Origin of the sequence: Niabella agricola (genome assembly GCF_021538615.1) — a bacterium.
Classification (GTDB): Bacteria; Bacteroidota; Bacteroidia; order Chitinophagales; family Chitinophagaceae; genus Niabella; species Niabella agricola.
This window is the reverse complement of record NZ_JAJHIZ010000003.1, coordinates 1,913,528-1,933,523: the sequence shown is the minus strand read 5'-3', so window position 1 is coordinate 1,933,523 and position 19,996 is coordinate 1,913,528. Positions and strand designations below refer to the sequence as shown.

The following is a 19,996-nucleotide window of genomic DNA, read 5'->3' as shown; positions in this document are numbered from 1 at the left end:
TTTTATTTTTAGTATCCGGTGAAAGTTGAGGCGCAGATGTGAAACCAACCGCAGAAGTTAATAAATAGTGCAGCGATGCATATTAAATTTGCTGAACGTATTCTTATAACCCGTAGCCAGGAGTATATTTTTGATTACTCCCAGGACTACGGCAGGCGCCTGCAGTGGGATACCTTTCTGAAGAAGGCGATGCTTGCAGGCGGCGCAACTCAGGCGGGACCTGGTGTAAGGGCCTGGTGCGTAGCAAAAGACGGATTGGGCATGGAAACGGAATATATATCTTTTAACCGGCCCGCAGCCACTGCAATTAAAATGACAAAGGGACCGTTTCTTTTCAAATCGTTTTTGGGATCATGGACGTTTAAACGAAAGGAACAGGATCGCACAGAGGTGATTTTTCTGTATGCCTTCAAACTGCGATTCCCGTTCTCGATATTTTCCCGGCAGATAAAGAGGAGTCTGCAGATGAACGTGCAACAACGGTTGAAGGACCTGAAACAACACATTGAGAAAAGTAATGACCCTGTGTAAATCATTTTGCGGCTTTTTTTACATTATCTTTTCTGGCATCTTATCAAAATAAAACAGCGGCCGGCATACCCGCACCGCTGTTCTTATATGCTGCCGTTGCAATAGTATCCTAGCTATTCATGAGCATTTCAATGTCATCTGCTTCAATCGGCATGGTCTTCATCAGGTCGATGTTGCCGCTGCGGGTCAGCAGGAAATTATTTTCAATGCGTACACCCAATTGCTCTTCCTCAATATAAATGCCTGGCTCAATGGTTAATACCATGCCGGCTTTGAGCGGTGAACGGAAGGGACCCAGGTCGTGCACATCAATACCCAGGTGGTGGCTGATGCCATGATAGAGGTATTTGCGATAGGCCCTGTTTTCGGGGTCTTCATTTTTTACATCTGCTTTGCCGAGCAATCCTAGTTTAAGGAATTCCTTCGTAGCTTGATCGCCCACTTTTTCATGATAATTAACAATGGTAATACCCGGTTTCAGTATAGAAGCAGCAAAGCGGTGTAGTCGCAGGCAGGTATTGTAAATTTCTTTCTGACGCTTGGTGAACCGTCCGTTTACAGGAATAGTGCGGGTAAGATCGGCATTATAGCCGCCGTATTCGGCACCAAAATCCATCAGGATCAGTTCTCCGTCCAGGCATTGTTGGTTATTGCTGATATAGTGCAGCGTACGGGCGCGGTCGCCGCCAGCGATAATGCTGCTGTAACCTTCTCTCGTGGCCCGGTTGTTGAGGAAGGAGTGCAGGATCTCCGCCTCGATTTCAAATTCCCATACGCCCGGTTTGATAAATTGTAATAAGCGGCGGAAGGTCTTTTCGGTAATGCCGATCGCTTTTTGGATCACCTCCACTTCTTCCGGCGTTTTTATAGCCCGCAACTCCTTCAGAACCGGTGCTGCACGCTTATACTGGTGCAATGGGAATTTTTCTTTCAGCTCCTTTATATAGCGGTACTGGCGGGTTTCGATCCATGAGCTCTTGCGGTCGTTCTCGTTGGTATCCAGGTAAATCGTTTCAGACGCATGGATCCAGGAATTGAGCAGAGCGGGCAGGGTATCCAGCCATACAATGGTTTTGATGCCGCTGATGGTTGCCGCCTCATTGGCCCGTAAACGCTTGCCGTCCCACTTCTCTTTTAGTTCGTTTGGACGCACCAGCACCAGCACTTCACGGTACTTGGGATCCGGATTGTCCGGGTAAAGGATCACCATACTGTCTTCCTGCTGTATCCCCGAAAGCCAGAACAAGCTGCTGTTGGGTTTGTATTTATAAAGTGCATCGCCGTTTTCGGGCATTTCATCATTGGCCAAAAAAACGGCGATCGCATTGCGCTCCATCTTATCGGTGAACCGTTTGCGGTTTTTGATAAAGATCTGGGGATTCAGTGGTAAATATTTCATGTGTCTGTATTTAAGCGAAACAACTGTTTGCAACGCAAATCCGGTTGTTTATGGGTTCCAAATATACGTAAAACTGCCAAGTGGCCGGAGGAAAGGCTGCTGCGCCCGGGCCGGGTGCATTATTGTTGAGAAGGAAGGGACTATAAAGAAAGAGCTGCCCTAAGAATAGGACAGCCTTCAAAATAAACACCACTTATACAAAAGTTAAGATGGACGTTTTTTTGCTTTCAATGTAAACCTCGATCCTTTTTTATTAAGTGCATAAAGCACATTCGTAAAATATTTTAATTTGTGTCATCTGATTCACCCGGGATCTCCAACCTGAAAAACAAGCGCAATGAGCGGCATTTATTTTTCCAGATACAGTACTTCATATTTCTATACCTGTGTCAACCACCTTGCGGCTGAAGTTTAAGATGCGGCCTTATTTCAGTATCCGACCTCTAAAAACAAACATGCTTGGTAAGCGTTTTACACGAAGCCTACGGATTTTTTTTTGCTCTACCAGTTGGTATGCTAAACTGCAAACGACGGACAGTATGAATCTGAAGCTGTCATAAGCAGATTTAAGTATGCATCCTGTTAATCTTTCTGGTTGTAATCTGGTACAAATATCACCTACTTTGCCATCCCCGGCAATACCCCAATCGTGGTATTTTTGGCCAGCGTTCCCGGACAGGTATGGAATATCTGCGCCGGAGGCGATGATTACAGCAGCATCGAGTAAAAAATAAGTTCTTTAACGCTGTTACATCCCAGTTTTCTAAAAATATTCTTCCGGTGGGTTCTTACCGTATCGGTGGAAATAAAAAGAAGGTTACCGATTTCTGTGCTGGAATGTCCTTTCGAAAGGAGGCCGCAGATCTCCTTTTCCCGGGTGCTCAGCTGCTCAATGCTTTTTTTATATTTAGAAAGCATGGGCTGGTTTTTCAGATAGAAATCGATCGTTTTTACGTACTCAAACACTTCGTCCCGGTCCAGTTTTATGGATAAGGTGATTTTCTTTTTTTTCGAAGTGCTGTTTTGCCGGATGATTTCCATCGTGATACCAAGGATATGGTCGCTTTCTGTTAATTCAGCCTCAGATTTAACCACCTCCGATAAGTTTGCCGTACCGTTCAGTTTTTCCTGAACCCGGTAAGATACCGAGGTATAACTTCTGTTCTGAACGTCAGCGGGATCACTCATACTTAAGCGGTTGTAATTTTGTACGTCAAAGATATTTTTTATTAATATGTGAAAAATACCCCAATTAGGGTATTTTTTGTATGGAGTATATTTCCTAAATCAATTCGATAAAAACAGCAGTTGCCATATTTTGGAAAAACCGCCGGCTGCAATTCCGGGGAAGGATGTGCAGCCGCTTTTCCACAAATCAGATAGTTTCTGTTTGGATCCACAGGTCGTGTTTGAGCAGTGTGTTGATTGTTTAAAATGTCCCGATATTCGCGGTTCGGACTGTTTTCCGGCGCATGGCATGAGCTCCATCCGTTTTAGGAGGTCGGAATCATTTTTATTTAAAACGGATGATGGCTTCTACCGGGAAATGGTCGGAAGGATATCTGCCATGATAGGTATCTGTTAAAATACCCCAGCTTTGGGCATTGCCATTCCGGGTAATGAAAATATGATCGATTACTTCATTGCGATCTACCGACTTGCCAAAGGCATTAAAGGACCCATTGTTTTCATAAGGCTCCTTTACATCGCCGTAGCTGTCTTTCAACAGTGTTGAATTTTCGAGGATATGGTACCATTCCGAATTCCGGTCGCCGTTAAGATCCCCCACCAATACGGCGTTGCTGTTGCCGGCGATTGCCGCGATCTTTTTAAGCATCAGGCGGGCACTTTCCACACGGGCTACTTTTCCTTCATGATCAAAATGTACACTGAAGAAATAGAACTTCTTTGCCGTCTTTTTATCCTTCAGGGCCACCCAGGAGCAGATACGGTTGCAGCAGCGGGCATCCCATCCCTTACCTGGTTTGTCAGGCGTTTCGGACAGCCAGAAATCGCCGGACTGCAGCAAGGTGAATTTATCCGTTTTATAAAAGATGGCAGAATGCTCACCTTTATCGGCTCCGTCGTCGCGTCCTTTGCCATAACGCGCATAAGCCGGCAGACGCTGGCTGATATCATCCAGCTGATTTTTAAAGCCTTCCTGGGTGCCGAACACATCAAAGTCGTGGTAACGAATAAGACTGGCCACTGGTTTCGCCCGGTCTTTCCAAAGATTGCCTTCATCGGCGGAGGTTTCCATGCGGAGATTAAATGTGGCTACTTTGAGCTGCTGGGCCGCCGCATAATAAAGAGTACTGCATATAAGTGTTGCTGCCAGTAAATATCGCTTCATAGTTCTATTGTATTTGTTTTGCAATCGTGTGGGCGCCAAGTTAGTAATTTGTTGCTGATTTCCCGGAGACAAGCACAAAAATAATATACCGCCAAGCAGTGGCCCAGAAAAACTGCCGCCCGGAAGCAAGCCATCTAAACGGCCGGTCATCAAGATTACCAGATTGTTATATTTCAGGAGGCCCGGTGGCCGAATAGGCCGTGTATTCTCAAAAGTACTATCTTCATAAAACTTCCGGAAGCAACCGGGAGGTCCGGAAAAAACACATGATTTTTGTGTAATTATTTCGTGTAATTTTAAAGTCTACTACCAGCCGGTATATGCTTGTTATGCTTCAGAAAATCAGGGAAGGGGATCAGGGGTCATTTCACGAGTTTTACAACTTGTATCATGAGCGCTTGTATCAATACATTTATATGTATACCCGTTCGGAATGGCTGGCCGAAGAAACGGTGCAACTGAGTTTTATTAAAATATGGGAGCAACGGAAAAAATTATCCACAGAATACAGTCTTTCCACCCAACTATTCAGGGTTGCTAAAAGTACCCTGATCGACCTGTTGCGCAAAAATAAAATCCGCGAAGTGGTTCAGCTGCCGCATCCGGAAGCTCATCCTGAAACGCTTTCAGTAATCACTGCTATTGAAATGAAGGATGATCTGAAACGGGTGATGAAAACCATTCATGATCTGCCGATGATGCAGCAACAGGTGCTGACCGAAACCCGTATCAACGACCTTTCTCATAAAGAAACTGCGGCCCTGCTTTCTATTTCCGCCAAAACCGTTGAAACCCATGTTACAAGAGCCGTTCGCCGGCTGAGAAAAACCCTTTCTGTATTTTTTTAAAAAAAAGTTGTTGTCCGTGTAAGGGATTTTTTTTGTTTGTACGAACAATAGGGTATGGAAGTCTCTCCGGAATTATTACAACGCTTTTTTGAAGGGCATTGCTCGAAGGAGCAGGAGGCCGGAATCAGGGAATGGCTGGTAAGGCATCCGGAGGTGTTGGCGCCTTATATGACCGAGCAAAACTGGGAGCAGTTCCAGGCAGGGGGCTCCATACCCGCTGCGGCGTCGGAGCGGATGCAGCGGTATGTGCTCAGAAAAATGCGCACACGCTCACGCTACCTGCAATGGAGCGCCGCTGCTGTGTTAGCGGGATTGCTGGCAGGACTCGCATATCTTCAAATGCAACGGAAGGAAATGCCTTTTGTACCCGAGGCGGTGGCTATGACCTGTATACAGGTTGTCAATTCCTCTTTCGTGGTAAAAAATGTAAAGCTTCCAGATGGTTCGCAGGCAGCACTGGCTCCGGGAAGTATGCTGGAGTACGATTCTGTATTTGGACTTCGGAGAGATGTGCAGCTAGCTGGAAATGCTTCCTTTTCGGTGGCGAAAGACCGGTCCAGGCCCTTTTGTGTACATACCCGTAATATTAATGTAACGGCACTGGGAACCGTGTTTAGTATTGAAGATAAAGATACCTTGTTGACCAGTGTCCGGCTACTGGAAGGCAAAGTGGTGGTAAAAAGAGAACCGCATGTGGCTAAAAAGATCCCTGAAGTATTCCTGAAGCCCGGCCAGGAGTTGTTGTTTAACAATGAAGATTTCTCCAACAGGGTACAACGGTTCGGCGATAAACCGTTGCCTGAAAAAACGGACGCCGCACATGCCGAAGGCCCCATTACAACCATACTGGAGTTCAATAATGAACCCATGGATGCCGTGTTTAAAAAAATAGAACAACAGTATCATATAAAGATTGCCTTCAATGAGGCGGCAGTAAAAGATATGCGTTTTACCGGTATGTACCGGCCTTCTTCAGAAACGATCGAGCAGTTTCTGAATACGCTTGTATTGTTAAATCATCTTCAAATGGAAAAAACAAAAACTGGTTTCCAGATCCGTGCCGAAGAGTAACAGGGAACCTGTTTCAAATAAATCAACGCTGTTTATCTCCCAAAGGAAGTTTGGGTTTTTAAAGAAGAAAAATTAAATCAGAATCGTTTATGAAGCAATTACGCATCGTACTGCTATGGCTTGCCTGTGTCCCATGTATTGCATTTGGGCAGGGCGGCGGAACCAACTCGGCAACGGGTGTAGTAAAAAATGAGAAAGGAGAGCCGATGGCCGGAGCCTCGGTGCTTCTGCAAAAAGCAGATGACCCCTCGAAGGGACTAACTACAGCAACCAACCAGAACGGGATCTTTCAATTCAATAATATTCCCCCGGGGGCCGGGTACCGTTTTATTGTGAGTTATGTAGGATATCAGTCTGATACCCTTGCTGGGTATGAGGTAAATGCAAATAGCCGTATTTCCATCAGTGTGGAGCTGCAGCCCAGTGGCAGTGCCCTGGATAAAGTAGTGGTGATCGGTTACGGCTCTATGCGTAAGAAGGATCTTTCTGCAGCGGTGGCAACGGTGCCCGACCTGGAGCAGGCCAAGAGCCGGCCGGTGCTGAGTGTAGAAAACATGATGCAGGGAAAAGTGCCGGGCATTACTGTAACCAATGATGGAGGTCACCCCGACAGGGGAGCCAAAGTGGTAATCCGGGGAATTGGTAACCGGAGTGGGGAAAGCCCCTTATACGTGGTAGACGGAGTGCCCAATGCACCATATAACCCGGCTGATGTGGAATCGATTACCATTTTAAAAGACGCGGCTTCCGCGGCTATTTACGGGGCTTTTTCCGGTGCGGCCGGCGTAATCCTTATTACTACAAGGCAGGCAAAAAAAGGCGAGCCCTCTGTAGAATATGCGGGTTTTGCCGGTGCCAAAAAGGCCTGGCGTTTACCCCAGTCTTTAACCGCGCAAAAAGAAGCAGAAGTAGCCAACTTAGCGGCCGCCAATGCGGGCTCCCAACCACTGGATGGATGGAATGCCGCTAAAAACCCCTATGCACAGGAAACCCGCACCGACTGGATCGGCTCTATCTTCCGCACCGGCCTCATACAGCGGCACACGGTAACGGTCAATGCCGGTACCGAAAAATTCAGCACCCTGTTCCAGGGGCGTTATGAAGAAAACCAGGGTACCCTGTTAAACACTTATGCAAAGAATATGTCGTTGCGGTTCAACGCCGGTTACCAGATTGCTCCCAATGTAAAATTCCGGCAGGAGCTGTTTTATAATAATAGTGACAGCCGCGGTACGGCTACAGAAAGCGGGTATAGCGGTACTATCCTGTCTGCCATCTATATGCCACGTTCTGCCACGCCCTATTATGCGGATGGAAGTTTTGGTGGCGTAGGCCCGCGGGAATCGGCCTACCTGGGTATTCATGGCGATGTGATCAACCCGGTAGCCACCCTGCTGCGAAATAAGCCCGATAACAAGGGCATAGACATCCAGTCTGTTTCAGAACTGGCTGTTACAAATTTATTCACAAGGGGCCTTTCCTTTATCACGCGCTTCTCTTACCGCCAGGGTCAGACCCTGTATAAAAACTTTACGCCCCGCCGTACGGAACCGGGTAAACCCAATAATGCCAACCAGCTTGATTATAAAACAGATAAAACAAACAACTGGATCTGGGAAAATACGCTGAATTATGCGCGGGTATTTAACCAACATAGCCTGGGACTGATGCTTTCTACCACGGCTCAGCAGAATAGCGCAAAAGGATTTAGTGCTTCTGCAAAAACATTTGACAATGAAGCTACCTGGGCGCAATTCTTTGCCTTTGCCGGTAATTTTACAGACATTCAGCCTGCCGACTGGGACTGGAGAGACCGCAACCTGTCTTATGTAGGACGGTTTTCCTATAGCTGGGCCGACCGGTATTTTATGACGGCCAGTCTGCGGAATGATATTGCCCAGCGTTTACCGGTAAACAATCGTTCCAAATATTTCCCGGGGGTAACAGCCGCCTGGAAGCTGAGCTCGGAGCCGTTTTTTAACGTAGATGCGGTGAATCTGCTGAAGATCCGCGCCAGCTGGGGACGTATCGGAAATATCAGTTCCATCGGCGATCTTTATTATGCCTACCCCAGCCTGTCAAGAGATAATATGTACCAGGTAGGTAATGGTGGCTTGCAGACCTTTGTGTATTACCTGGCCAGCAAGAATAATCCGAAACTGAACTGGGAAACTTCTGAGCAAAAGGATCTTGGTATCGATCTCAGCCTGTTGCAGGACCGGTTGACTATTACCGCTGATTATTTTGATAAGCTAACCATTGACCTTTTAAAACTGCAAGACGATCAGTGGCCTAATTCGATGGGATTTGGTGCGCCCTGGATCAACCGGGGTAAGATTAAAAATACGGGCTTTGAATTCAGCGCTAGCTGGCGGGGCCGCATTAATGAACTGAACTATGAGCTGAACGGAAACTTTGCAACCCTCAAAAACCGGGTAGCTTATATTGACGAAAATCCAAAATCCTCATGGAATGATGGGCCAACCTGGAGAGGCACTATGCAAGCCTATCGCTCTGTAGTGGGCCAACCCTATAACTCCTTCTGGCTTTACCAGACGGGGGGTATCTTTCAAACCGATGCTGAAGCTGCAGCCTATGTAGGGCCCGATGGCAAACGGATACAGGGAGAAGCCAAGGCCGGTGATTTGAAATTTATTGATCAGAACGGGGATGGTAAACTGAACGACGATGACCGTGTATTTATGGGTAATGCCTTTCCAAAGGTAACCTATGGCTTTACAGCCAATGCCAGCTGGCGGAATTTTGATTTCAGCATGTTCTGGCAGGGCGTAGGCGGGGTGAAGCTCTTCCACGTATTTAAAGAATCTACCCTCAACGCTTCGGAGCAGGGCTATAACCGCTGGGATAAGATACTGGAGGCATGGTCGCCCACCAATACTGGCGGAACCATTCCCCGTATTTCTGCTAATGATCCCAATAAGAATTTTCAGACGCCCTCCGACTGGTACCTGGAAGATGGCGATTACCTGCGGCTGAAAAGCCTGGTGCTGGGCTATAATTTTAACAAGCTGTACCGGAATATGAAACTGCGCGTATATATCAGCGGGGATAACCTGCTCACCTTTACCAAATACTCGGGCATGGATCCGGAAGTGGGTGGCTTTGGATTTGATGGCGGTCAGTTTCCTGTGTCAAGAATTTATGCAGCAGGTGTGCGCCTGACGTTTTAAACATGGTTAAACAGAAAATTAAAATCAGTATATGAACTATAAATTTACTTCCATATTGCTCGTGAGCTTATTGGTAATGGCTTCCTGCAGCAAGAATTGGGTAGACTCAAAACCACAGGGGCAAGCCTCCACGGCTTACCAATGGGACGGAGAAAAGAATGTGAATGAGGCTATTGGCGCTTTATACGTGCCTATGAAGAATGAAGGCACCTGGGGGCGCAACCTGTTCTGGATGCAGAATGCCAGCGATGACCTGATCGTGGGGCGCTCCAAGGCCGATGGTGAGAACATCAAGAATTTTATCTGCTCCGGTAACGAAGGCTATATGAAAGATGGCTGGAACGATCTTTACTGGATGTTGAACAAGGCCAACCAGGCTATTGGCGGTGCTGCAAATGCTACCAATATTTCGAACGATCTTAAAAACCGGGTATTAGGCGAGGCCTATTTTATGCGTGCTTTTGCCCATTTCTGGCTGGCCTATCTCTGGGGGCATAAAGATCAGGGGGTGCCCTATGACGCCATCGAGAACCCTGAGTTTGGCAAACGGATGCTTCCGCAGTTAAAATCGGTTACGGACAACTACGCGGCCATTGCCGCGGATCTGCAAAAGGCCGCCGACCTGTTACCATTGTTCAGTACCTATGATGACACCAATAAAGGACGGGCCCATAAGGCGGCTGCACTGGGCTACCTGGTGAAAACCTATGCTTACTGGGCACAGTTTGACAATAGTAAATGGGCCCTGATCCCCGCTATTTGCGACCGGATCAAGAATGAATGTGGCCGGGCATTGATCACCGGCAAGGCAACACCGGCGGAAAATTACCGTGCTGTTTTTAAAATTGCCAATAACTGGAGCAGTGAGTACATCTGGTCCGTAACATCCGGTAACCTGGGTGGATCCGAATTCATGGGTGTGGTGCTCGAAAACAAAGGCTGGGGCATCTACAATGGCTGGGGTTATTTTCAGCCAACCGAAGAACTATACGATGAATATGAAGCGAATGACCCCCGCCGGGAAGCCACCATTTTAAAATTTGGAGATAAGTTTACTTTTTTTGGTGTGGAAAGAGCCTATTCTTCTACAAACAGTCTCTCCGGCTTCCAGATCAATAAATACATGGAGCCCTATAGCTATGGCTCCAACAGCGATCCCAAAACCAATGACAAGATTAACCAGAATGGTGACTATCCCACTACCGCGTTAAACCTGCCCCTGATGCGCTATGCCGAGATCCTCTTGTTTAAAGCCGAGGCGTTGATTCAACAAGGTAAGAACGGTGAGGCGGCTGCACCATTGAACGAGGTGCGGGCAAGGGTGGGCCTGCTGCCGATCGCAAATCCCACGCTCAACGACCTGAAGCATGAACGTCGTTGTGAACTGGCCTGTGAGTGGACAGACCGGCTGATGGACCTGAAACGCTGGAATGATGTGGCAAAGATCAACGCCCCGTTACATGGACGTATTCACGCAGACAAATCCAACCCGGCCTCGGCCTATACCATACAGCAGGTTTGGCCGGCGCGCAATTATACCCAGGCAAAGATGGCCTGGCCTATTGCGCCGGATGAGATCAATCGTACCGGGGGCGCTTATAAACAAACGCCGGGTTGGTGATCGCGTTCCTAAAATGCAAAACACAGTGCACGTTTGATTGATACAATGTAAACCGAAAGCGAAGCGGCCCCATTTCCAGATGGGGCCGCTTCGCTTCATTATTTTAAATGAGGAGGCAGATGATCTGCTGCGGGTTCGTTACTAAAACAACCCGTATAGTTGCGAATCGATCTTGGAAATGATCTTTCCAAAATCCTCCACGTTATCGGCAAAATTGTTTTTGTCTACATCAATAATCAGCAATTTACCTTCCTTGTAAGAGCCGATCCATTTATTATAATATTCATTCAGCCGCTTTAAATAATCCAGCCGGATATTTTCTTCATATTCCCGGCCGCGTTTCTGGATTTGTCCTACCAGGGTAGGCACAGAGGCGTTCAGGTAAATCATCAGGTCTGGTGGGTTCACCATCGATTTCAGGGTCTGGAAAAATTGATAGTAGTTGTCAAAGTCCCGCTTGCTCATCAGCCCCATTTCATGAAGGTTCGGCGCAAAAATATTGGCGTCTTCATAAATGGTACGGTCCTGTATAACGGTTTCTGTGCCGTTCTGGATATCGATCAGTTGCTTTAACCGGCTGTTCAGGAAGTAGATCTGCAGGTTAAAGCTCCAGCGGGGCATATCGTCATAGAAATCCATCAGGTAGGGATTGTGATCCACATCCTCAAAATTAGGGATCCACTTATAGTGTTTGCTCAACATTTCTGTTAAGGTGGTTTTACCGGCGCCAATATTGCCGGCTATGGCAATGTGCTTGGGTTTGGATTTTGATTTAGCCATATTACGGATGTGATACAGGAATGGTTTCGTAGTGAAAAATAACCATTCTTTTTTAAAATGGTCTTATTTTTCTTAGAAGTATTTTAAGCCCATCGCCCTGCGCACCAGGTCCATGGTTTTTTCAGCATTTTCCGCTGCTTTCTGCGCACCCACTTTTAAAATAATGCTCAAGGCGCGTTCATCTTCCCGGATGGCTTTTGCTTTTTCCCGGATTGGACTGATAAAGCGTACCATGTCCTCGGCCAACTGTTTTTTCAGATCTCCGTAACGGATGGTACAGGCATTAAAATCGGCTTCATATTTTTCAATAAGCTCCGGAGCGCTTACCAGTTTCATCAGATCAAAGATATTTACGATATAATCCGGTTTTTCGGAGTTAGGCTCCGTGGGCCCGGAATCTGTTTTCGCCTTCATTACTTTTTTCCGGATCATATCATCGTCGTCCGACAAATAAATGGTTGCATACTGGTTCTCGCTCTTGCTCATTTTTCCCGCACCGTCCAGGCTGGGTACTTTCAGCAATTGTTCTCCGAAGTTGAATGCCTGGGGTTCCGGAAATACCTCGCCATAACGGTGGTTAAAACGGTTGCCGAAGGTACGCGTCATTTCCAGGTGTTGCTCCTGGTCCTTTCCCACAGGCACATACATAGCGCGGTGGATGAGGATGTCGGAAGCCATCAGTACGGGATAGGTGAGCAGCCCGGCGTTTACGTTTTCCGGCTGCAGTTTTACCTTGTCCTTAAACGTGGTGGTTTTTTCCAGTTCTCCCTTATAGGCCAGCATATTTAGATAAAGATACAGCTCCGTTGTTTGCGGCAGGTCGCTTTGGCAATAGAGTACACATTTATCCGGGTCCAGTCCGCTGGCCAGGTAATAAGAAGTTACAGAAAGTACATGTTCTCTTAATTCCTTTGTATCCGGATGAGTGGTTAGTGAATGCAGGTCGGCTATAAAAAAATAACAATTGTATTCATCCTGCATTTTTACATAATTCCGTAATGCGCCAAAATAATTCCCCAAATGGAGGTGTCCGGTTGGCCGTACCCCACTTAAAACGATTGCTCCTTTTTTACTCATAGGCCGCAAAGATAGATAAAGTTTGATGTTTGTCAGAAGGAGTCCTTCGATGGTTTTCTACTCCAGGGAATCTGCATTCAGGATTGCATTATTATCGTATGCCCGGCTAATCATCGGAAACGGATCCGTCAAATATGGAAAGCAGCAGGGGTTGAGGTGAGGCGTCAATGACCGGTTGCAGGGTTTTTAAAAAACCGGGGCTTACGGTAGGACAGCCGTCGCTTTGACAAATCTCGTAATGTACTGCTGTTTCGGGTACACAGGCATGGGAATGCAGCACCACAAACCGTTCAAAGGCGTTATTGTTGCTGCTGTCAAGCCCGTATAGCTTATAGGCCAGTCCGAATTTTCCCTGGTAAGGGCTTCCTATGCGGTAGTTGCCCAGAGCAGTGCAGTGACTTCCCACTTTATTGCTGTACCTTCTTCCCTCCAGCCATCGTTCATTGCACCGCCCATGCGTTACCAGTCCGGAGGCTATAACCGTATCCTCGTTCAAGTCGTACACATAAAAGCGTTTCTGGGAAGAAGGCTGCTGCATGTTGATCAGCAATGCCCGGTTCGGATTAAAATGCCGGTTCCGGATAACGGTTTTGATCACGGTCAATTGTGATGCAGCGGGCGCCCAGGGTGCCGGCCGGGCAGCAGCAGCGACTGGAACATTACGGCCGGCCTCATCCCGATGATAGTAAATAAAACCACCGGCAAGCAGGAGCAGGCTCACGAGTATAAACAGCTTTCTCATAAATGGCCTTTGCAAGGAGATGCGGCAGCAAGGCATTTCCATAAGAATTAACGGGTGTCGGTCGGTTTTTAAAAGCGATCTCAAAAAAATATCCCGACGGGTACCGGGATATTTTAAGTAAACATTTATGCTAAGGGCAGATTTAAAATTCGTGTCCCAGTTTTTCTTTTTTGGTGCGCAGGTATTTTTCATTGTGCTCATTGGGCGTGATCACGATCGGAACACTTTCCACGATCTCCAGCCCATAGCCGATAAGCCCTACGCGTTTCCGCGGATTGTTACTCATCAGGCGGAGTTTAGTCACATTGAGGTGACGCAGGATCTGCGCGCCCACTCCATAATCCCGCTCGTCCATTTTAAAACCCAGGTGTAGGTTGGCCTCAACGGTATCCATCCCGTTTTCCTGTAATTTATAGGCTTTTAATTTGTTCATCAGGCCAATACCGCGTCCTTCCTGATTCATATATAAGATAATGCCCTTACCTTCCTGCTCTACCATTTGCATGGCTTTGTGCAGCTGATCGCCGCAATCGCAGCGCAGGGAGCCCAGGATATCACCGGTAAAACAAGAGGAGTGTACCCGTGTCAATACCGGTTCGCCCTTTTCCCATTCCCCTTTTATCAAGGCCAGGTGCTCATTGTTACTGTTCTTATCCCTGAACGCCACAAGGGTAAAATTACCATATTGGGTGGGCATATTCACCCGGACGATCTCTTCAATGAGCGAATCGCGTTTCAGGCGATATTCAATCAAGTCTTTAATACAAATCAGTTTCAGGTCAAATTTTTTAGCCACTTCAATAAGATCCAGGAGCCGGGCCATTGAACCATCGTCATTCATGATCTCTACCAACACGGCGCCATGCGGGTAGGGAAACCCTGCCAGTCTTGCCAGATCCGTTGCTGCTTCGGTATGACCTACGCGGCGCAGCACTCCGCCTTTTTTGGAGCGCAGGGGAAAGATATGCCCCGGGCGGCCCAGGTCTGACGGATTGGTAAAAGGATTGTTTAATGCTTCAATGGTTTTAGCCCGGTCTGATGCGGAAATACCCGTACCACAACCATTGCCCAGCAGGTCTACAGAAATGGTAAAGGCCGTTTCATGCAGGGCCGTGTTGTTGGTAACCATGGGGGGAAGGTTCAGCTCGTCGCACCGTTCCTCGGGAAGGGGAGCACAAATCAGTCCGCGGCCGTTTTTGGCCATAAAGTTTACAATTTCGGGAGTAATGGTAGCAGCAGCGGTAATAAAATCGCCTTCATTCTCACGGTCTTCGTCATCTACAACGATTACAAGTTTGCCATTTTTTATCGCTTCAATGGCTGTTTCTATTGTATCAAACATATGTATTACTGAAATTTATACAAAGATAACGATTGTAAGCGGGGTTTGGTTTATGCTTTCCTGATTCGCGGTTTGGATTCAGGGCCAGGTGATAAGGCGAGCCGGGCGTTTTGCAGGTTTCACCGGTCATATCCTGTTTTGTAATAAAAAAACTGTGATAAAATTTTTAATCACAAAAATCGTATCACAAAACTGTAATAAGAAATTTGTAATATTTATAAATATCACAAATTTCTTATTACAACGGGTTAGCCGGCAGTTTTAGCTGGCCGGAAGTTTTGAAAGGGGCATGTAAGTGCCTGTAACATTAAAGCAACTCAAAGCAGGCACCGGAATGATTTTTAAAGAAAGGGGTTGTTTATTGATTTTCAATAAATAAGGCTGGTTTATCCAGAAATATTTGTTTGGATAATAAAATTGATCCCGGTCAAAAATTAACGGCTGTTAGGGCTCTGGTTACAATTTGTTAATATTTGAGCCGGAAATGTTAAAATTTATTCTGTTTCTTTGCCCCCAGAAATCACTTAATCCCAAATTTATGCTAAAGAAGATTTATCTATTCATAGCTGTGGCGCTTCTCTCCACGGCTTTTCTGCATGCCCAGGTAACTACGAGTAGTATTACGGGTGTTGTTAAAGACCCAAAAAATGAAGTACTGGTAGGAGCTACGGTTGTGCTGACATATGAGCCTACCAATACCGTGTATACTACAACTACCAGAAAAGGTGGGGTGTTTGATATTCAAAATATCAATCCCGGTGGGCCCTATAAGCTGGAAGTGACCAATGTGGGGTTCGAAGCATATGTAAAAACTGAGATCAATATACCTCTTGGTGACACTTATAACGCAATCGTGGAAATGACCAATACCTCCCAGGTGCTTACCGAAGTGGTGGTGAATGCAGCGGCAGCACGGAATCAAAGGACCGGGGCAGCCACCAATGTTTCAAGAACCCAGGTATTAAACTTTCCCAATATCAGCAGAAGTTTATTAAATGTATCCCGGCTTACCCCACAAAGCAATAATACCCCAAGCGGAACGAGTTTTATGGGTATGAGCCCTCGCCTGAACAGTATTACCATTGATGGCTCTTTGTTTAACAATAACTTTGGTTTGGGATCCAACGCGCTTCCTGGAGGAGCGTCGCAGCCAATCTCTATTGATGCGATTGACCAGGTGCAAATAAACGTGGCACCTTATGATGTGCGCCAGGCAGGATTTACCGGTGCCGGTTTGAATGCGGTGACAAGAAGGGGGACAAACAATCTTTATGTAACTGCATACGATTTTTATAAAAATCAGAGCTTTAATGGTAAGAAGGTAGATGGTGCAACTATTCCTTCTATACAAAAATCTTCATCCAACCTAGTAGGGGCCAGCGTAGGCGGACCTATCATTAAGAATAAACTGTTCTTCTTCGGAAACTTTGAATACGAAAAAAGAACCAACCCCGGACAGCTGGGCGTTGCCTACACAGACGCAGAAAAGGACAATCCCAATGTTGTAAAAAGTGTTTCCGCCGCACAAATGGACAGTGTACGGAACTATCTCATCAGCAAATATCAATATGACCCGGGTGTTTACCAGGGATATAATTTTAATACGACCAATACAAAATTCCTGGTACGCTTAGATTGGAACATAAACGATAACAACCGGTTTTCTATTCGGTATAACCAATCGCAAACAAAAGATGATCAGCTTACCAATACAAACAGCGGACCCTCACCGAGGATCAATAACGGACGTATTGGTGCTGGTAGTAATGGCTCCGGGGCAAGCATCAATGGTTTGAACTTCGCCAATTCAAATTACGTTCAAAACAACAATGTATATTCAGTAGTTGGAGAGTTAAACAGCAAATTATCAACTTCCAGCACAAACCAGTTATTGGTTTCCTATACTAAAATACATGACTTCAGATCCACTCCGGGAAAGCAGTTCCCGTTTGTGGACATCATGCGTGATGCAAACAATGTATTGATGAGTTTTGGTTCAGAAATATATTCTTATAAAAACGATCTCAAAAATACAACGTGGAATGTTGCGGATAATTTCAGCTATACTGTTGGCCGGCATAATTTATTGGCTGGTGCCAGCTTTGATTACTTAACATTTGAAAACTCGTTCTCAAATTTTGGAGGTCAGAGCTATTACCGGTTCAATTCATTAAACGACTTTTTAAAGGATTCTTCTCCCACCGTTTTCGCCCTTACTTACAGCAATACTGACCGGAACGGTATTACGCCGGCGGCGGCTAAGTTTGGCCAGCTGGGGTTCTATCTTCAGGATATTTTTACCGTAAATCCCCGCTTCCGGCTTACTTATGGTTTGCGGTTTGATCTGCCCTTCTACCCGGGTGAGCGCATAAAGAATGATTCGCTTTATGCCGTATTGTTGAAAGATCCAAATGGAAATGATTTCAGAGCCGATGTAAGTACCTGGCCGAAACAGCGCATACTGGTATCTCCCAGGGTGGGCTTTACCTACAATCTGTCTGAAGATAACAGTTGGGTGCTTAGAGGAGGTTCTGGTATTTTTACAGGAAGAATTCCTTTTATCTGGTTGGTTAACCAGTCTTCCGATAACAACGTGCTGAATACCATGATCACCAAAAGCGGTGTAGATGCAAAGGACCGTAAATTTGATCCGGACCGTACAAAATATGTACCCGATCCCCTGCCTACAAAAAGGGATATTGTTTCGGGAGCCTACTATAGTGTGACAGCTCCTGATTTTAAAATGCCTCAAACGTGGAGGAATAACCTGGCAATTGACAAGTCCTTTGCGCATGACTTTGTAGCAACTCTGGAGGCGATCTATTCTAAAACAATAAATGGCGTATACCATTGGAATGCCAATTTAGGTCCGGCGAGGGATTCCTCAAGAGGCGATCAGCCCTGGAAATACTATAAGCGTTATCTGACAACGGTTAAAGGTCTTACAGATGTGTTGGTAATGGACAATAGCTCAAAGGGGTACTCTCTTGCGCTTACTGCCCAGGTTCAGAAAAGGTTTTCGCACAACTGGCAAGGTTCTGTTGCCTATACCTATAATATCGCAAAAGATGTATCTCCCAATAACGGCGACCGTTCTCAAAGTTCATGGACTCAAAATAATATTATTCTTAATCCCAATGATCCGGAATTGTCCTATTCAGCTTATTCAGTTCCACACAGAGTTACCGCTTATTTCTCCTATCGATTGGAATATGCAAATAAAGCAATGGCAACAACATTTGGATTGTTCTACGCAGGCTCTTCTCAGGGAAGATTCCATTATAAATATTCAGGGGATGTAAATGGGGATGGTACTGGTAATGATCTCTTATATGTTCCAACAACAAGAGATGGATTAGAGCAGCAATTTACCACGTTGACAACAAAGAACCCTGATGGTAGTGTAAAGGGAACCTATACGCCTGTACAGCAAGCAGATGCCTTCTGGAAATTTGTAGAAAATGATAAGTTTTTAAATGATCACAAGGGAAAATTTGTTGACCGGTATAGTAATTTACTGCCTTGGACCAATCAGTTAAACCTGAGGATATTGCAGGATTTTTCTATCAGGGCAGGTGGTCACAAACATACATTACAGGCGAGTGTGGATATGGAAAATTTCCTGAATCTGTTAAACAACTCATGGGGTAATGTTTATGCTTTGAACTATGGGTCATTTGCTGAACAAAGTATTTTAGGCGTTTCAAGTGGAAAGTTCACTTTTGATCCTACAGGCGAAGCAAAAATTTATAAGAAGAATGTTGCTTTTGCCAGCACCTGGGGTATGCAATTAGGTATCCGTTATATTTTTTAAGGAACAGTTTAAACTCCTACAGAACTTAAAACCGCCTTCGGGCGGTTTTTTGCGAAATAAGGGTAGCGGTTGAGGCGACAGGCATCCTTTGTGATAAACAAATCTCCGCTCCTCCGAATGCAGCAGCGCACCAGCCCTACAGAAATGTTTCAACAGAGGATACAGGGAGCCCTGCTTCTCTCAAAAGCCAAATATGCCCGCCAACCCGACCCCCAACTGCGTTTTTACAGATTCGTTCATGCGGGTGCATATCCGGCGGCCGTCCGCCATATACAAATGGTCGCTTCCGGCACCCGTACGCCAGTGCTGCAAGGAGCTGTTGAGTTGCAATCCAACCCGCAGCCCAAGTTGATAGTGGAGGCCCAGCGATCCGCCTGCGCCCCAGCCGGTAGCATGGTGTACAAAACTGAGCGGGTGACTGAAAACAGAACGGAGCCGCCAGTCGGCTTCCGCATGATAGGTATGGTATTGACTGTTGATGTTGGCCCTGATTTCCCAGTTTTGGGGCAACCTGATCTGTCCTTCAATACCAAGAAACGGCCCCCGCCATTGGGCATTGTAACTGCTTTTTGCATGTGTGGCAGCGGGGCCCTGGATCCGGTAACCGGCCTTTGAAATAAAATAGCCGGCTTGTGCGGCCAGCGAAAAGATTCCGCTCCTGAATAACAGGTAGTTGCATCGCACCCTATAATCATGAGTGTTGTTCCTGCTCCGGAATTTAAGAAAGGTAACCGGAAGACTTCTGTTATTCCCTGCATAGTCGATATCGGTAACCCTGCCGGAATACCCGTATTGCCGGGCTGCTGCAGCTTTCAGCGTAAATCGGCGGCTGAACTGATACTGTCCTTCCAAGCAGAAACCGGTGCGTCTCAGCCGGATAAAATTCAGCTCGGACAGGATATTCGGGTTAGTGCCTTTTGCATTCCCTGCAATGGACCAATGGAAATTTTCTACCGAAAATAGGGGCGCAAATGATATATGAAAGTGTTTTTTTTGCGTAACTGCCTGGCCTGACGCTGGTAGGCAGGGGACCAACAAACCATAGAATAGTGCGGTGATTTTAAACAGGTGGCTCATTGTTTTATTTTCAGATAAACAGGTTTTGTAGCTTCCAAATTACTCCAATTTTGTTAATGCGGCCTATAAGCACCCGAATTCATTTATTTCGAACAAAAAAATTAAGGAAAATTCAAAAACAGGACAAATGTCCGTAATTTTGTGTCAAAT

The 19,996-nt window shown here is 46.2% G+C and carries 14 protein-coding genes; 6 read left to right on the top strand and 8 right to left on the bottom strand.

Annotated features, from left to right (window positions below):
- Positions 1–75 precede the first annotated feature (75 nt).
- The gene (locus LL912_RS13485) at positions 76–531 is read left to right on the top strand and encodes an SRPBCC family protein (RefSeq protein ID WP_235554099.1); all 456 of its coding nucleotides are present in this window, start codon (positions 76–78) and stop codon (positions 529–531) included.
- Between the two features lie 109 nt (positions 532–640).
- Here LL912_RS13485 and LL912_RS13480 read toward each other — a convergent pair whose 3' ends face one another.
- From LL912_RS13480 to LL912_RS13470, 3 genes are all read right to left on the bottom strand, one after another.
- Entirely contained in the window at positions 641–1,930 is a 1,290-nt protein-coding gene (locus LL912_RS13480; protein WP_235554098.1) for an aminopeptidase P family protein, read from the bottom strand.
- Positions 1,931–2,638: 708 nt separating this feature from the next.
- The gene (locus tag LL912_RS13475; RefSeq protein ID WP_235554097.1) at positions 2,639–3,118 is read right to left on the bottom strand and encodes a helix-turn-helix transcriptional regulator; all 480 of its coding nucleotides are present in this window, start codon (positions 3,116–3,118) and stop codon (positions 2,639–2,641) included.
- A gap of 325 nt (positions 3,119–3,443) precedes the next feature.
- On the bottom strand, positions 3,444–4,283 hold the full coding sequence (locus LL912_RS13470; RefSeq protein WP_235554096.1) for an endonuclease/exonuclease/phosphatase family protein: 840 nt from the start codon (positions 4,281–4,283) through the stop codon (positions 3,444–3,446).
- Between the two features lie 329 nt (positions 4,284–4,612).
- Between LL912_RS13470 and LL912_RS13465 the strand changes: the two genes are divergently transcribed.
- The 4 genes from LL912_RS13465 (at position 4,613) to LL912_RS13450 (ending at position 11,014) form a co-directional block, all read left to right on the top strand.
- Positions 4,613–5,131 carry an RNA polymerase sigma factor gene (locus LL912_RS13465; protein ID WP_235554095.1) on the top strand — a complete coding sequence of 173 codons (519 nt, stop codon included), beginning with the start codon at positions 4,613–4,615 and terminating at the stop codon, positions 5,129–5,131.
- A 54-nt stretch (positions 5,132–5,185) separates the two neighbouring features.
- Positions 5,186–6,202 carry a FecR family protein gene (locus LL912_RS13460; protein WP_235554094.1) on the top strand — a complete coding sequence of 339 codons (1,017 nt, stop codon included), beginning with the start codon at positions 5,186–5,188 and terminating at the stop codon, positions 6,200–6,202.
- Between the two features lie 89 nt (positions 6,203–6,291).
- Positions 6,292–9,393 carry a SusC/RagA family TonB-linked outer membrane protein gene (locus tag LL912_RS13455; protein WP_235554093.1) on the top strand — a complete coding sequence of 1,034 codons (3,102 nt, stop codon included), beginning with the start codon at positions 6,292–6,294 and terminating at the stop codon, positions 9,391–9,393.
- Positions 9,394–9,424: 31 nt separating this feature from the next.
- On the top strand, positions 9,425–11,014 hold the full coding sequence (locus LL912_RS13450) for a RagB/SusD family nutrient uptake outer membrane protein (protein WP_235554092.1): 1,590 nt from the start codon (positions 9,425–9,427) through the stop codon (positions 11,012–11,014).
- A gap of 141 nt (positions 11,015–11,155) precedes the next feature.
- Here LL912_RS13450 and LL912_RS13445 read toward each other — a convergent pair whose 3' ends face one another.
- The 4 genes from LL912_RS13445 to LL912_RS13430 form a co-directional block, all read right to left on the bottom strand.
- On the bottom strand, positions 11,156–11,794 hold the full coding sequence (locus tag LL912_RS13445; protein ID WP_235554091.1) for a deoxynucleoside kinase: 639 nt from the start codon (positions 11,792–11,794) through the stop codon (positions 11,156–11,158).
- 72 nt (positions 11,795–11,866) lie between these two features.
- Positions 11,867–12,871 carry a tryptophan--tRNA ligase gene (gene trpS, locus LL912_RS13440; protein ID WP_235554090.1) on the bottom strand — a complete coding sequence of 335 codons (1,005 nt, stop codon included), beginning with the start codon at positions 12,869–12,871 and terminating at the stop codon, positions 11,867–11,869.
- 106 nt (positions 12,872–12,977) lie between these two features.
- Positions 12,978–13,613, bottom strand: a complete 636-nt coding sequence (locus LL912_RS13435; protein WP_235554089.1) for a murein L,D-transpeptidase catalytic domain-containing protein — start codon at positions 13,611–13,613, stop codon at positions 12,978–12,980.
- Between the two features lie 142 nt (positions 13,614–13,755).
- Positions 13,756–14,955, bottom strand: coding sequence for a bifunctional 3,4-dihydroxy-2-butanone-4-phosphate synthase/GTP cyclohydrolase II (locus tag LL912_RS13430; protein WP_235554088.1), 1,200 nt, complete (start codon positions 14,953–14,955; stop codon positions 13,756–13,758).
- Positions 14,956–15,493: 538 nt separating this feature from the next.
- Between LL912_RS13430 and LL912_RS13425 the strand changes: the two genes are divergently transcribed.
- Positions 15,494–18,769, top strand: coding sequence for a TonB-dependent receptor (locus tag LL912_RS13425; RefSeq protein WP_235554087.1), 3,276 nt, complete (start codon positions 15,494–15,496; stop codon positions 18,767–18,769).
- 180 nt (positions 18,770–18,949) lie between these two features.
- Here the strand turns inward: LL912_RS13425 and LL912_RS13420 are convergent, their stop codons facing one another.
- The gene (locus LL912_RS13420) at positions 18,950–19,846 is read right to left on the bottom strand and encodes a hypothetical protein (RefSeq protein WP_235554086.1); all 897 of its coding nucleotides are present in this window, start codon (positions 19,844–19,846) and stop codon (positions 18,950–18,952) included.
- Positions 19,847–19,996: the final 150 nt, after the last annotated feature.

Excerpts from the sequence above, each read along its gene's own strand:
- LL912_RS13485 (WP_235554099.1), top strand. The coding sequence starts at position 76 with ATGCATATTAAATTTGCTGAACGTATTCTTATAACCCGTAGCCAGGAG.
- LL912_RS13480 (WP_235554098.1), bottom strand. The coding sequence starts at position 1,930 with ATGAAATATTTACCACTGAATCCCCAGATCTTTATCAAAAACCGCAAA.
- LL912_RS13475 (WP_235554097.1), bottom strand. The coding sequence starts at position 3,118 with ATGAGTGATCCCGCTGACGTTCAGAACAGAAGTTATACCTCGGTATCT.
- LL912_RS13470 (WP_235554096.1), bottom strand. The coding sequence starts at position 4,283 with ATGAAGCGATATTTACTGGCAGCAACACTTATATGCAGTACTCTTTAT.
- LL912_RS13465 (WP_235554095.1), top strand. The coding sequence starts at position 4,613 with ATGCTTCAGAAAATCAGGGAAGGGGATCAGGGGTCATTTCACGAGTTT.
- LL912_RS13460 (WP_235554094.1), top strand. The coding sequence starts at position 5,186 with ATGGAAGTCTCTCCGGAATTATTACAACGCTTTTTTGAAGGGCATTGC.
- LL912_RS13455 (WP_235554093.1), top strand. The coding sequence starts at position 6,292 with ATGAAGCAATTACGCATCGTACTGCTATGGCTTGCCTGTGTCCCATGT.
- LL912_RS13450 (WP_235554092.1), top strand. The coding sequence starts at position 9,425 with ATGAACTATAAATTTACTTCCATATTGCTCGTGAGCTTATTGGTAATG.
- LL912_RS13445 (WP_235554091.1), bottom strand. The coding sequence starts at position 11,794 with ATGGCTAAATCAAAATCCAAACCCAAGCACATTGCCATAGCCGGCAAT.
- trpS (WP_235554090.1), bottom strand. The coding sequence starts at position 12,871 with ATGAGTAAAAAAGGAGCAATCGTTTTAAGTGGGGTACGGCCAACCGGA.
- LL912_RS13435 (WP_235554089.1), bottom strand. The coding sequence starts at position 13,613 with ATGAGAAAGCTGTTTATACTCGTGAGCCTGCTCCTGCTTGCCGGTGGT.
- LL912_RS13430 (WP_235554088.1), bottom strand. The coding sequence starts at position 14,955 with ATGTTTGATACAATAGAAACAGCCATTGAAGCGATAAAAAATGGCAAA.
- LL912_RS13425 (WP_235554087.1), top strand. The coding sequence starts at position 15,494 with ATGCTAAAGAAGATTTATCTATTCATAGCTGTGGCGCTTCTCTCCACG.
- LL912_RS13420 (WP_235554086.1), bottom strand. The coding sequence starts at position 19,846 with ATGAGCCACCTGTTTAAAATCACCGCACTATTCTATGGTTTGTTGGTC.